This window comes from Streptomyces sp. NPDC057743 (genome assembly GCF_042798755.1).
In the GTDB taxonomy this organism is placed as follows: Bacteria; Actinomycetota; Actinomycetes; order Streptomycetales; family Streptomycetaceae; genus Streptomyces.
In genome coordinates, this window is record NZ_JBHVJX010000023.1 from 25031 (window position 1) to 38404 (window position 13374).

At 74.8% G+C, this 13374-nt stretch carries 11 protein-coding genes; 6 read left to right on the forward strand and 5 right to left on the reverse strand.

Annotation, left to right across the window (positions count from 1 at the left end; all coding sequences use genetic code 11):
- Positions 1–1044 (reverse strand): Lrp/AsnC family transcriptional regulator, encoded by a 1044-nt coding sequence (locus ACFVFQ_RS25270; RefSeq protein WP_383419885.1) that lies wholly within the window; start codon positions 1042–1044, stop codon positions 1–3.
- 137 nt (positions 1045–1181) lie between these two features.
- On the opposite strand from ACFVFQ_RS25270, the gene ACFVFQ_RS25275 reads away from it, so the two are divergent.
- On the forward strand, positions 1182–2342 hold the full coding sequence (locus ACFVFQ_RS25275) for a lactate 2-monooxygenase (RefSeq protein ID WP_383419887.1): 1161 nt from the start codon (positions 1182–1184) through the stop codon (positions 2340–2342).
- Between the two features lie 97 nt (positions 2343–2439).
- Here ACFVFQ_RS25275 and ACFVFQ_RS25280 read toward each other — a convergent pair whose 3' ends face one another.
- Positions 2440–3705, reverse strand: a complete 1266-nt coding sequence (locus ACFVFQ_RS25280; RefSeq protein ID WP_383419889.1) for an alpha/beta fold hydrolase — start codon at positions 3703–3705, stop codon at positions 2440–2442.
- Between the two features lie 272 nt (positions 3706–3977).
- Between ACFVFQ_RS25280 and ACFVFQ_RS25285 the strand changes: the two genes are divergently transcribed.
- The 3 genes from ACFVFQ_RS25285 (at position 3978) to ACFVFQ_RS25295 (ending at position 6694) form a co-directional block, all read left to right on the forward strand.
- Entirely contained in the window at positions 3978–4847 is an 870-nt protein-coding gene (locus ACFVFQ_RS25285; RefSeq protein WP_383419891.1) for a universal stress protein, read from the forward strand.
- A gap of 123 nt (positions 4848–4970) precedes the next feature.
- Complete coding sequence (locus ACFVFQ_RS25290; RefSeq protein WP_383419896.1) at positions 4971–5270, forward strand: DUF1876 domain-containing protein; 300 nt, start codon at positions 4971–4973, stop codon at positions 5268–5270.
- Positions 5271–5332: 62 nt separating this feature from the next.
- A complete protein-coding gene (locus ACFVFQ_RS25295; protein ID WP_383419899.1) occupies positions 5333–6694 on the forward strand; it encodes a nicotinate phosphoribosyltransferase in 1362 nt (453 codons plus the stop codon).
- A gap of 13 nt (positions 6695–6707) precedes the next feature.
- Here the strand turns inward: ACFVFQ_RS25295 and ACFVFQ_RS25300 are convergent, their stop codons facing one another.
- The gene (locus ACFVFQ_RS25300; protein ID WP_383419901.1) at positions 6708–7574 is read right to left on the reverse strand and encodes a universal stress protein; all 867 of its coding nucleotides are present in this window, start codon (positions 7572–7574) and stop codon (positions 6708–6710) included.
- 235 nt (positions 7575–7809) lie between these two features.
- Here ACFVFQ_RS25300 and ACFVFQ_RS25305 point away from each other — a divergent pair, with 235 nt between their 5' ends.
- The gene (locus ACFVFQ_RS25305) at positions 7810–8574 is read left to right on the forward strand and encodes an HAD family hydrolase (protein ID WP_383420076.1); all 765 of its coding nucleotides are present in this window, start codon (positions 7810–7812) and stop codon (positions 8572–8574) included.
- The gene (locus tag ACFVFQ_RS25310) at positions 8571–10976 is read left to right on the forward strand and encodes a glycoside hydrolase family 65 protein (RefSeq protein ID WP_383419903.1); all 2406 of its coding nucleotides are present in this window, start codon (positions 8571–8573) and stop codon (positions 10974–10976) included. Before ACFVFQ_RS25305 ends, ACFVFQ_RS25310 begins: the two co-directional genes overlap by 4 nt.
- Before the next feature lie 59 nt (positions 10977–11035).
- Here the strand turns inward: ACFVFQ_RS25310 and ACFVFQ_RS25315 are convergent, their stop codons facing one another.
- Both ACFVFQ_RS25315 and ACFVFQ_RS25320 read right to left on the reverse strand, forming a co-directional pair.
- The gene (locus ACFVFQ_RS25315) at positions 11036–12505 is read right to left on the reverse strand and encodes an APC family permease (protein WP_383419905.1); all 1470 of its coding nucleotides are present in this window, start codon (positions 12503–12505) and stop codon (positions 11036–11038) included.
- A 163-nt stretch (positions 12506–12668) separates the two neighbouring features.
- Positions 12669–13295 carry a YigZ family protein gene (locus ACFVFQ_RS25320; RefSeq protein WP_383419907.1) on the reverse strand — a complete coding sequence of 209 codons (627 nt, stop codon included), beginning with the start codon at positions 13293–13295 and terminating at the stop codon, positions 12669–12671.
- Positions 13296–13374: the final 79 nt, after the last annotated feature.

The window sequence follows — 13374 nt, forward strand, 5'->3', positions numbered from 1 at the left end:
TCACATGTGCGGCTCGGTCCAGACGTCAGGTGGGACGACCCCGGTCGAGCGGCCGTGGGCATCGAGGAGGCGGCCGAGGAGTTTGTCGTGGCGGAGGGTGAGGACGCGGTCGACGATGTCGAGGGTGGGGTGGGTGGTGGCGAGTTGGGTCTCCAGGCGCAGGGCGTCGGTGACGGAGTGGAGGCTGGCCTGCACGACGAGGTTGTGGGGGCCGCTGACGGCGGCGCAGTTGCGGGTCTCGGGCAGCCGGATCAGGGCGTGGCCGACGGCCGGCAGGTCGGCGGGCGGGACCTTGGCCCAGAAGGTGAGGGCGACGGGCCAGCCGCCGAGGGGGCGGGCGAAGTCGCAGCGGAATCGCAGGACATCGAGCTGGGTCAGCTGCTCGACGCGGCGCTTGGCGGTGGAGAGGCTGACGCCCAGGGCGGTGGACAGTGCCTGGTAGGAGGCGCGGCCGTCGCGGGCCAGGCAGGCGAGCAGGGCGCGGTCGGCGGTGGTGAGGTCGCCGGGGCCGCGCCGGGGCGCTGGGGGCGGGGGCGGGGTGGCGAGTTGGGCGCGTTGCTCGGGGGCGAGGGCGGCGATGCGCCAGCGGCCGCCCTCGGTGAACATGTGGGTGACGATCCGGGCGTCGACGGCGGTGACGCCGGGGACGTGCGGGAGCAGGTCGAGGGTGTAGCGGGAGAGGGCCGGCAGGTCGCGGGTGGCGACGGTGGCGAGGATGTCGTGGGCGCCGGCGGAGCGCTCGATGGTGAGCATGTGGGGGTGGTCGGCGAGGGCCCGGACGACGGCTGCGGTGGCGCCGGGGGCGCAGTCGATCTGGGCGAAGCAGACGCACATCCGGTCCAACATCCGCGGGCCGGGCGAGAGTCCGACCCAGGCCGTGCCCTGCTCGGTGAGGCGGTGGAAGCGGCGGGCGACGGTGACCGGGTCAACGGCGAGGGCGCGGCCGAGCTCGGTCCACGAGGCCCTCGGCCGTAGTTGGAGCGCGTGGATCAGCGCGAGATCGTCCTCGCTGAGTGGCGCGGCGTCCGTGACATCTTCCTGCATTGTGGCTGCCTCTTGGCGAGATTCCTGCGATTTCCCTCTTCTCGATGATCAGTCTCGCACTGTAGGGAGCAGCGGGCCCGCTCGCATGGGACGGGCGGCCGCGGAAGTCAGCAAGTCGGGACCAGAAGGAGCGGATCGTGGCGTTCGCCGATTACCAGAACGAGATCTACTTCGACGGGCTGCGCGGGGTGGTACCGCGACTGCCCATGAGCTACGCCGAGTTGGAGCCGCTGGCGCAGGCGGCGATGCCCCCGTCGGTGCGGTCTTATGTCGCCGGGGGCGCCGGGGACGAGCAGACCCAGCGGGCCAACGCCACCGCCTTCGGGGAGTGGGGCCTGATGCCGCGGATGCTGGTCGGGGCGAGCGAACGGGACCTGTCCGTCGAGCTGTTCGGCCTGCGCCTGCCCTCGCCACTGTTCATGGCCCCGGTCGGCGTGCTCGGGCTGTGCGCGCAGGGCGGCCACGGGGACCTCGCCGCCGCGCGGGCCGCCGCCCGGACCGGTGTGCCGATGGTCGCCTCCACGCTGACCGTCGATCCGATGGAGGAGGTGGCCGCCGAGTTCGGCGACACCCCCGGCTTCTTCCAGCTCTACCCGCCCACCGACCGGGAGTTGACGCAGAGCCTGGTCCGCCGGGCCGAGGCCGCCGGCTTCCGGGGCATCGTGGTCACCCTCGACACCTGGGTCACCGGCTGGCGCCCCCGCGACCTGGCGGTCAGCAACTTCCCCCAGCTGCGCGGCCATTGCCTGGCCAACTACACCAGCGACCCGGTCTTCCGCGCCCTGCTGGCCCAATCCCCCGAGGACGACCCGGCGGCCGCGGTGCTGCGCTGGGCGCAGCTCTTCGGCAACCCCCTCACCTGGGACGACCTGCCCTGGCTGCGGTCGTTGACCGACCTGCCGCTGATCCTGAAGGGCATCTGTCACCCCGACGACGCCCGCCGCGCCAAGGACGCCGGCGTGGACGGCATCTACTGCTCCAACCACGGCGGCCGGCAGGCCAACGGCGGCCTGCCGGCGCTGCATTGCCTGCCCGGCGTGGTCGAGGCCGCGGACGGGCTGCCCGTCCTGTTCGACTCCGGCGTCCGCTCCGGCGCGGACGTCGTCAAGGCGCTCGCCCTGGGCGCGTCCGCCGTCGGCGTCGGCCGCCCCTACGCCTACGGCCTGGCCCTGGGCGGTGCCGACGGCATCGTGCACGTCCTGCGCTCGCTGCTCGCCGAGGCCGATCTCCTGATGGCCGTCGACGGTTACCCGACCCTGGCCGACCTCACGCCCGACGCGCTCCGACGCCTCCGCTGACGCGGACGGACCGGCCCCCCGCCCCGCCCGACGGGCTGAGGGTCTGTCCGGTGGGTCAGGGTCGGGTAGGCCCAGGACCCGACCCATCGGACAGACCCTAGGCGCGCCCCGCGGCCAGGTCCATCAGGCGGGCGAGGACCCGGTCGCCGGAGGCGGCGAGGCCGTCGTGCTCCCACTCGTTGGTGACCCAGACCCGGGTGGCGCCGAGGGCCCGGGCGGTGTCCAGGGAGAGGCCGGCGTCCACGTACATGTCGTCGTGGTAGACGACCGCGGCGACCGGGACGGTGTTGGCGGCCAGCCGCGCCGGGTCGTACAGCGGCGGCCAGTCGGCGCGCCGGGCGAGGAGCTCCGCGGCCTCGGCGAACGGGCGCAGGCCGCGAACGTCTTGGAACATCCAGGGGTAGACCATCTCGCCGGTGAGCAGCAGCGGGTCGGCGTCCTCGGCGAAGGCGGGGAGGGCGGCGTGGGTGCGGTCGGCGGCCCAGGCGGTGGGGCCGGCGCCCTGGCCGTAGAGGGTTTCCTGGAGGACGGCGTAGAGCGGGTTGTCGGTGAAGCCGGTCAGGGTCATCGCCTGGTAGCGGAAGGTGTCGGTCAACTCGCCGTCCTCGTCGAGCGCTTCGTCGAGGAGCCAGTGCAGGCGCTCGAAGCCGTCGCCCATGCCGAGGACGAGACCGAGGGTGCGCAGGCGGCGGACGGTGAGCCGGTCGCCGTCGGGGAGTCGGACGTCCCGGGCGGCGAGGAGGTCGGCGATGCGGCGCAGGCGGCCGGCGTCGTCGGGGTAGCGGGCGTAGAAGGCGTGGACCCGGTCCCGGACCCGGGGGAAGGTGCGGGCGTAGACCTCGTCGGCGGTCGCGGCCAGGCCCGGCAGGCCGCCGGCGACGTAGCACGCCCGGAGCCCCTCGGGGGCGCGGGAGAGGTAGGTGAGGGTGAGAAAGCCGCCGTAGCTCTGGCCGAGGGTCTCCCAGGGGCGGTCGGGGCTGAGCGCGCGGCGGATCAGCTCGGCGTCCGCGACGATCGAGTCCGCCCGGAAGTGCCCGAGGTGGGCGGCGAGTTGGGCCGGGTCGCGGAAACGGGCGGCGGCGCGGGCGGTGAGCGGCGTGGAGCGGCCGGTGCCGCGCTGGTCGAGGAGCAGGACGCGGTGCGTCTTGAGGGCGTGCGCCAGCCAGCCGGGCGAAGTGCCGGTCGGGCGGGGCGACTTGCCGCCCGGGCCGCCCTGGAGGTACAGCAGCCAGGGCAGTTCCTCGCCGACACGGGCGGGGTCGACGCACTCGCGGGCGAAGACCTGGAGGGTGGCGCCGTCGGGGTCGGCGTGGTCCAGGGGGACGGTGAAGACGTGGTCGGTGGTGGCGTATGCGGGGTTCATCGTGGCGGTTTCCCGGGGGTTGTGGTGGGTGTGTGCTCAATGGCCGGCGGGCCGTGGTGGGTTGGCGCGGCCTGCCGGCCATTCTCGGGCCCGGGGGCCGCGTCCGTGGCGGGCGCCACCGTCCGTCACGCGGGGCGCACGCACCGCGGTCACGGTAGGTCCGGCGAGTGGGCGCGGTTCGACGGAGACTGGAGGTGCGGCGCACCGCGGGCCGTGGTGGGGAGTGCCACGGCGTCCGTCGGCGGTGGGCGGACCGGGAACGAGGTGAGGTCATGCAGGACGTGATCACCGTGGGCGTCGACGGAACGCCCGAGGCGACGGCGGCCGCGCTCTGGGCGGCGGACGAGGCGCGGCTGCGGGGGGCGCGGCTGCGCCTGCTGCACGCCTGGGTGCTGCTGGCACCGGAACCGGAGGACGGGAATACCGGCGAGGACGAGCAGAACTACTGGCCGCACCGGATCCTCGGCGACGTCCGCGATGCCGTCCGGGACCGCCACCCGGACCTGCCGGTGGACGAGTCGCTGGTGAGCAAGGACCCGCAGCTCGCCCTGGAGGAGGCGGCGGACCAGTCGAGCCTGCTGGTCCTGGGCTCGCGGGACCTGGGCGCGGTGGCGCGGTACGTGCTGGGCGAGATCGGCCTCAAGGTGGTGGCGCACACCCGCACCCCCACGGTGCTGGTGCGGTCCCGGCAGGGCGCGGCGGCGCCGGATCCGAACGCCCCGGTGGCGGTCGGGCTGAGCCTGCACGAGCCCTGTGCGGCGCTGCTGGAGTTCGCGTTCGAGAGCGCGGCGCAGCGGGGCGCCCCACTGCGCGTCGTGCACGGCCGGCACCTGCCGTCGTTCGCGTACAACCGGGGCGGCGGGGTCGAGCCGATCGTGGCCAAGCAAACGGCGGCGGACGCCCGGGAGGAGCTGGGGGCGGCGCTGCGGCCCTGGCGGGAGACGTTCCCGGAGGTGTCCGTGGACCCCCGGGTGGAGTTGGAGGGCCCGGCGCGGGCGCTGCTGCGGGACGCCACGGACGCCGCGCTGCTGGTCGTCGGGCGCCGGCACAAGCTGCACTTCCCGGCGCCGCGGATCGGGCACGTCGTGCACGCGGCGGTGCACCACGCGCCGTGCCCGGTGGCGATCGTGCCGCATGAGTAGGCGGACCGTCTCGGCCCCAGGTCCTGTCCAATCGCGCGGACAGGCGCCCCGCCCCGTTTCTCCCAACAATGGGTGCAGGGGCGAGGAGACGGGGCGCCCCGGCGGACACCGTGGAGGTGAGCCATGGCGAAGACCACCGAGTGGCCGGTCCGGCTGGTCCTCACCGAGGAGGACGGGACGACCCGGGCACGGGCGGAGCTGGACACCGGGACCCGGACGCTGACCGGGCACGGCCGGGCCCGCTGCAACCCCGCCGATCCGGACGTCCCGGTGATCGGCGACGAGTTGGCGGCCGGCCGGGCGATGAAGGATCTCGCCGGGCAGTTGATCAAGCTGGCCGACCGCGACCTGGCGGGCGTCGGCGCCGCGCCCCCGGGACACGAGCGGCACGCCCTCTACGGCTGGACGGACGAGCTGGCCTGACGTCCGGCCGCCGGCCGTGCGGAGGCGTCCGCCGGCGCGAGGGGCCCGGGAAGGAGCCGGCGATGCCGGAGGCGACGACGGCCGGTCCGACCACGACCGACCTGTACGAAGTGACCATGGCGCTGTCGTATCTGCGGGAGGGGATGACCGGGCCGGCCACCTTCAGCTGCTTCGTCCGGGAACTGCCCGCCGACCGCGGGTTCCTGGTCGCCGCCGGGGTGGAGTCGGTGCTCGACTTCCTGAGCCGTTTCCGGGTCGGGCCCGAGGACGTCGAGGTGTTCGCGCAGGCGCTTCGCCGGCCCACCGTCGATGTGGCTCCGCTGTTGGGGATGCGGTTCACCGGCGAGGTGCGGGCGGTGCCGGAGGGGCGGGTGGTGCTGGCGGGTGAGCCGTTGCTGGAGGTCACCGCGCCGCTGCCGCAGGCGCAGTTGGTGGAGACCTTCGTGCTGAACCAGCTCAGCCACCAGACGACCGTGGCGTCCAAGTGCGCCCGGTGCGTGTTGGCGGCCCGCGGCCGGCCGGTGGTGGACTTCTCGCTGCGGCGGACGCACGGGATACAGGCGGGGCTGCGGACAGCGCGGCTGGCGGCGATGGCGGGCTTCGCGGGAACCAGCAACGTGGCGGCGGCGCACGCCGAACGGCTGCCGGCGGTCGGCACCATGGCGCACTCCTACGTCGAGGCGTTCGAGGACGAGGAGGCCGCGTTCACCGCCTTCGCGCGGGCCCACCCGGGTCCGGTGACGTTCCTGGTGGACACCTACGACGTCGATTCCGGGGTGGCGGCCGCGGCCCGGGTGCTGCACGCCCAAGGCCGCGCCGAGGGCTCCGCGATCCGGCTGGACAGCGGCGACCTGGGGGCGCTGGCGGTCCGGGCGCGGGCCATGTTGGACCGGGCCGAGCTGCCGGGGGTGCGGATCGTGGTCAGCGGCGGGCTGGACGAGTTCGCGGTGGACGACCTGGTGCGGTCCGGGGCGCCGATCGACGTGTTCGCGGTGGGCACCCGGGTCGGGGTGAGCGCCGATGCGCCGTACCTGGACTCGGCGTACAAGCTGGTCGCCTACGACGGGCGGCCGGTGATGAAGCTGTCGTCGGCGAAGGTCACCGCGCCGGGCCGGAAGCAGGTGTTCCGGCACCGGGGTTGCCGGGATGTGATCGGGCTGGCCGAGGAGGTGGCACCGGCGGGCAGCGTGCCGTTGCTGGAGACGTTGCTGCGGGACGGGGTGCGCTGTGCGCCGCGGACGTCGCTGGCCCAGGCCCGGGCGCGGCTGGCGGCGGACCTCGCGGAGCTGCCGCCGGCGGCCCGCGCGATCCGGTCGCCGGTGCCGGTGACGGCCTCGGTCTCCGCGCCGCTGGCCGCGCTGGCGGCGGACGTGCGGCGGCGGATCGAGCGGGCGGTGCTGGCGCCGTACGGGCACCCCGCGTGAGCGCCGGCCCGGCTCAGCGGCGCGGGACCACCACGACCGGGCAGGCGGCGTGGTGCAGCGCGGCGTGCCCGACCCGGCCGAGTTGCAGCCCGAAGTGGCCGTGCCGGTGGCGGGCGCCGAGGACCAGCAGGTCCGCGGCGGCGGACCGGCGGATCAGCACCTTGTGCGCCGGCCCCTCGACGGTGGTGCGGCGGACGTGCACCGTCGGGTGCTCCTCGGCCTCCTCCGCCACCGCCGCGTCGACCAGCGCCGACGCCTGCTGCTCGTAGTGGTGCGCGGGCCCGGCGGCGCGCTCGGCACGGTCGGCGGTCTCGTAGGCGGGGCAGCGCCAGGCGCGGACGGCGTCCAGCACGCAGCCGCGAGCCTCGGCCTCCCGGAAGGCGAAGCGGACGGCCGGGGAGCCCTGCGCGGTGTCCCCGACGCCGAGCAGCACCCGGTCGTGGCCGCTCTCCAGTCCGGCCTTGTCGCCGCGGACGACGACCACGGGGTGCGTGGCGCGGGCGGCCACCGACAGGCTGACCGAACCCAGCAGCAGGTCGGCGAACTCCCCGCGGCCCTTGGAGCCGAGGACCACGGCGGTGGCGTAGGGCGCCTCGCGCAGCAGCGCGGTGACCGGGTCGTCGGCCAGCACCTGGACGGAGATCTCCACCTCAGGGTTGCGGCGGGCGGCCCGGTCCGCGGCGTTGCCGACGACGCTGTCGGCGATGGCCTGCTCCGCGGGGGCGTGTTCCGGTGGGGCGACGCCTTCGTAGCGCTCCCATTGGCAGGCGTGGACCAGGCGCAGCGGCAGCCCGTGGCGGGCCGCCTCGTCCACCGCCCAGTCCAGGGCGCGCAGCCCGGCGTCCGATCCGTCCACGCCTACGACCAAGGGGAGTTCCATCGTCCCCACCGCCTTCCGCCGCTCGGTTCGTGGCCGGGCCGGGCGCCGCTGCGTGCGCGGCCGGCGGTGCGGGGCGTCGGCCGCGGCGACCGGATGCGCCTCGGCTCCCTTCCATCGTGTGCCCGGCCCCCCGGAGCACGCCAGGTTCGGGGGCGCGGCCACGAGCGGCCCCGCCCGGGATGTCGTGGTGCCATGGAGGGACGAGTCGGATCGGGGGATGCCGAAGGGATCCGTCATGGCCGAGGCGTCGCCGCTGGCCGCGTGTCTGCGCCCGATGCGGGCCGTGGTCCTCGACACCGACGGCGTGCTCGTCGACTCCGCCCGGCTGCACGCCGCGGCCTGGCGGGAGGCGTTCGACGCCGCTCTGGCGGCGGTGGGCGGGCAGCGGCCCTTCGACCCGGTGGACGACTACCTCCGGCACGTCGACGGCCGGTCCCGGCTGGACGGCGCGGCCGCGTTCCTCGCCGCCCGAGGGGTGGAGCTGCCGCCCGGTTCCCCGGGGGACGCGCCGGGCACCGGCAGCGTGGCGGCGGTCGCGGCCCGTAAGGAGGAGGTGTTCACCGCGCTGCTGCGGGAGCGGGGGGCACAGGTCTGGCCGGGCAGCGTGCGGCTGTTGCACGCGCTGCGCGACGAGGGCGTGGCGTGCGCCGCGGTGTCCGCGTCCCGGCACGCCGCCGAGTTGCTCCAACGGGCGGGCCTGCGCGGGCTGTTGGCCGCGGTAGTGGACGGCAACGAGGCGGCGCGGCTGGGGCTGCCGGGCAAGCCGGACCCGGCGCTGTTCGTCGAGGCGGCCCGGCGACTGGGCGTGCCGCCCGGGGACGCCGCGGTGGTGGAGGACGCGCTGGCCGGCGTGGCTGCGGGCCGCCGCGGGGGCTTCGGCCTGGTCGTCGGCGTCGACCGGAGCGGCACCGGCGGGCGCGCGGCGGAGCTGCACCGCCGCGGCGCCGACGTGGTGGTCGCCGACCTCGCCGAGCTGCTGGTGCCCGGGACGGCCCGATGACGGCGCGGGCCTGGACGTGGACGTACGAGGGGTACGACCCCGAGGACGAGCGGCTGCGGGAGGCGCTGTGCACGCTCGGCAACGGCCGGTTCGCCACCCGCGGCGCCGCCCCGGAGACCCCGCCCGGCCCCGCCCACTACCCGGGCACCTACGCGGCCGGCGTCTACGACCGGCTGACCTCCACCGTCGCCGGCCGCGCGGTGGAGAACGAGGACCTGGTCAACCTGCCCGACTGGCTGCCGCTGCGCTACCGCATCCGCCCCGACGACGCCCCCGCGCCCGGCCCCTGGCTCTCCCCCGACCACCCCCAACTGACCGACCACCGCCGCACCCTGGACCTGCGCCGCGGCACCCTGACCCGCTGGTCGTCCTACGAGGACGCCCAGGGGCGGCGGCTGACCGTGACCGAGCGCCGGCTGGTGCACATGGCGGAGCCCGATCTCGCCGTGCAGCGCACGGTGTTCACCGCCGAGGGCTGGTCCGGCGAGGTGGAGGTCGCGGCCGGGCTGGACGGTGACGTACGCAACCGGGGGGTGGCGCGCTACCGCGACCTGGCCGATGCCCATCTGACCGACTGGGAGACCGGCGGCGAGGGCGACGGGGTGTTCTGGCTGCGCTGTGCCACCCTCACCTCCGGCATCAGCGTCGCGCTGGCCGCCCGCATCCACACGGCGCCGCGCGGCGGCACCGCCCGCACCCGGATCGCGGACCGCCGGGCCTGGCGGCTGCTCACCGTCCCGGTCCGGCCGGGCACCCCGGCCACCGTCGACAAGACGGTGGCGCTGCACACCTCCCAGGACCTGGCGCGCACCGCGCCGTTGCCCGGCGCGCTGGCGGCGATCCGTCGGGCGCCGGCGGTGCCCCGGCTGCTGGCCTCGCACCACCGCGCCTGGCAACACCTGTGGCACCGGGTGCGGTTGGACGTCCCCGGCGAGTCGGGCCGGATCCTGCGGCTGCACGTCTTCCACGTGTTGCAGACCCTCTCCCCGCACACCGCGCGGCTGGACGTGGGCGTGCCGGCGCGCGGGCTGCACGGCGAGGCGTACCGGGGGCACGTCTTCTGGGACGAGCTGTTCGTGCTGCCGTATCTGAACCTGCACTTCCCGAAGGTGTCCCGGGCCCTGCTGTCCTACCGCCACCGGCGGCTGCCGGCGGCCCGCCGGGCGGCGCTGGAGGCGGGCCGGGCGGGCGCGATGTACCCGTGGCAGAGCGGCAGCGACGGCCGCGAGGAGGCCCCGCTGGTGCACCTCAATCCGCGCTCGGGCCGCTGGCTGCCGGACCACTCGCACCTCCAGCACCACGTCGGCTCGGCGATCGCCTACAACGTGTGGCAGTTCTGGCAGGCCACCGGCGACACCGGGTTCCTGCACACCAAGGGCGCGGAGATGCTGCTGGAGATCGCCCGCTTCTGGGCGTCGAGTGCGGACTGGGACCCGGGGTTGGGCCGCTACCGCATCCGCGGGGTGGTCGGCCCCGACGAGTACCACGACGGCTATCCGGGGGCGGACCGGCCGGGCCTGGACGACAACGCCTACACCAACGTCACCGCCGCCTGGGTGCTGTCCCGGGCGCTGGAGCTGTGCCGGACGCTGCCGGAGGCGCGCCGGCGGCCGCTGTTCGAGCGGCTGGAGCTCTCGCACGACGAGCGGCAGCGCTGGGACGACCTCGCACACCGGCTGTACGTCCCGCACCACCGGGGCGTGATCAGCCAGTTCGCCGGCTACGAGCACCTCACCGAGCTCGACTGGGCGGGCTACCGCGCCCGTTACGGCGACATCCGGCGACTGGACCGCATCCTGGAGGCGGAGGGCGACACCGTCAACCGCTACCAGGCGTCCAAACAGGCCGACGTGCTGATGCTCGGCTACCTCTTCTCCCCCGCCGAACTGACCGCCCTCTTCGAGCAGTTGGGCTATCGCCTGGACGACGAGACCTGGCGGGCGACCGTCGACCACTACCTGGCCCGCACCAGTCACGGCTCGACGCTGAGCGCCGTGGTCCATGCCTGGGTGCTGGCGCGGGTCCGCCGGGACGATGCCTGGGGCTACTGCGCGGAGGCGCTGACCGGCGACATCGCGGACGTCCAGGGCGGCACCACGGCGGAGGGCATCCACCTGGGGGCGATGGCCGGCACCCTGGACTTCGTGCAGCGCGGGATGACCGGCCTGGAGACCCGGGCCCGCGCCCTGTGGCTGGACCCAGCGCCGCTCCCCCAACTCTCCAAGTTCGGCGTCCGGATCCGCTACCGCCGGCACCGGGACATCGACCTGCGCATCCGCACCCACCGGGTCGAGATCACCGTCCCGGAGTCCGAACAGGCGGCCATCCGCGTCCGCCTGCGCGGCCGCCCCTACACCGTGGCCCCGGGCACCACCCGCCACTTCGATCTCCCCGACGACTGAACGCCGAGACATCCAACGAGGCTTGACGCCACGTCACCACACAACTCAGGACTCAGGGCTCACGGCACCGGCGCGCCCTCCCCCTCCGCCACCCCGTCCGGCTCCCCGCCCCGCAGGTACTCCTCGCTGATCCGCTTCGGTCCGAACGGCCACTCCCGCTCGTAGCGGGCCCACCCCAGGAACGCCACGGCGCCCGCGGCGACCCAGGCCAGCGACCATTCGATGGGGTGCCGGCCGGGCGCGTTGCGGTCCGCGTAGCCGTAGATCAACAGCCAGCCGACCAGGGCGACGAGGCTGGGCAGCGGGTAGAGCCACATCCGGTAGGGGCGGTACAGGGTCGGCTGGCGGCGGCGCAGCACGGTGACCGCGGCGACCTGGGCCAGCGACTGCACCAGCACCATCACCGTCGTCAACAACTGGATCACGGTGGCCAGATCGGTGTGCCGGCCGAGGAGGAAGCCGGCGGCCATGATGCCGCCCATGGTCAACAGGCCCAGGACGGGGAAGCGGTGGCGCGGGTGCAGCGTCCCGTAGGGGCGGAAGAAGACCCGGTCCCGGGCGGCGTCGTGCGGGACCCGGGAGCCGCCGAGCAGTCCGGCCATCACGGAGGTGACGGCGGTGATCAGGATGAGCACGGTGACGGCGTCGGCGGCGGTCTTGCCCCAGGTGCGTTCCAGGACGGCGGAGGCGACCGAGGAGCCGGCGGCGCTGTGCGGGTCGAGCATCTCGCGCCAGTCGACGACGCCGAGGGTGCCGATCTGGAGCAGCAGGTAGATCGCCATGATGCCGGCGATGGAGAAGAGGATGGCGCGCGGCAGGGTGCGGCCGGGCCGTTTGATCTCGGCACCCATGTAGGCGGTGGTGTTGTAGCCGAGGTAGTCGTAGAGGCCGATGGTGAGGCCGCCGGCGAACCCGATCCAGAATTGACTGGACGTCAAGTCCACGGCGTGGGCGGGGTAGGTGAAGGCCCGCTCCGGGCTGAAGTGGGTGAACGCCGCGACGATGACCAGGCCGACGGCGGCGATCATCACCGCCCACAGCACGACGGCGAGCCGCGCGATCCGCTCCACCCGGCCCCACAGCAGCGCCACGATCCCCACCGTGACCACCAGCCCGACCGCGTCCCCCTGCCCCTGGCTCATCCCCGGCCACAGATACCCCAGGTACTGCACGAAGCCGATGACACCGGTGGACATCCCCAACGGGATGAACAACATGGCCGTCCAGACGAAGAGAAACGGCATCAGTTTCCCGGTGCGGTACTGGAACGCCTCCCGCAGATAGACGTAACTGCCGCCGGCGCCGGGCAGCGAGGCGCCCAACTCCGCCCACACCAGCCCGTCCGCGAGCGCCAGCACCGCGCCCGCCACGAAGCCGATGAGGGCCTGCGGGCCGCCGAACGCGGTCACCATCAACGGGATGGTCACGAACGGGCCGATGCCGCACATCTGGCTCATGTTGATGGCGGTGGCCTGGAACAGTCCGATCCGGCGGGCGAATCCCACCCGTTCCCCCAGCAGGTCCGGCATGCGCCCAGCCCCTTCCCGTGCCGGCGGGCACGCCGGTCGCGGCCCGTTCCGCCGGCCAGGCTGACACGCCGCGCGCCCCCGCGCACCGGTACGGACCGAACTCGCCCCGCCCCGGCCCCCGTAGGCGCCTGCCGGGCCCTAGGGCAGGCCCTTAGGGCAGGCCCTAAGCCTCGCCGTACGCCTCGCCGCCGAGCTGCAACTGGGCGGTGCCGGCCGTGACGTCCGCCAGCCAGGCCCGGAAGCCCTCCAGGTCCGCCTCCGGCAGCCCCACCTCGATGCGCACCTCGGCCCCGTAGGTCACCTCGCGCACCGCCCGCCCGGTGGTCCGCAGGTCGTTCTCCAGCCGGCCCGCGCGCTGGTGGTCCACGGTGACGGTGGCCAGCCGGAACCGCTGCCGGGTGACCGTCCCCAGCGCGTCCAGCGCCTCGCCGACCACGCCCCCGTAGGCCCGGATCAGCCCGCCGGCGCCCAGCTTGATCCCGCCGAAGTACCGCGTGACCACGGCGACCACATAGCGCATCTCGCGTCGCACCAGCATCTGGAGCATCGGCACCCCGGCCGTGCCGCCCGGTTCGCCGTCGTCGCTGGCCTTCTGGACGCCGCCGTCGGCCCCGAGGACGTAGGCGAAGCAGTTGTGCCGGGCCGTCGGGTGCTCCTTGCGGATGCGCGCGATGAAGTCCTGGGCCTCCTGTTCCGTCGCGACCGGCGCGAGCGCACAGATGAAGCGGGACTTGTTGATCTCGATCTCGTGGACGCCCTCGCGGGCCAGCGTCCGGTACTGCTCCTGCATCCGCCCAGCCTATGCGGCCACCGGGCCGGGCGGTCCGGGCCCCCGCGCTCCCGTACTGCCCGGCACTGTCCGCCGTACG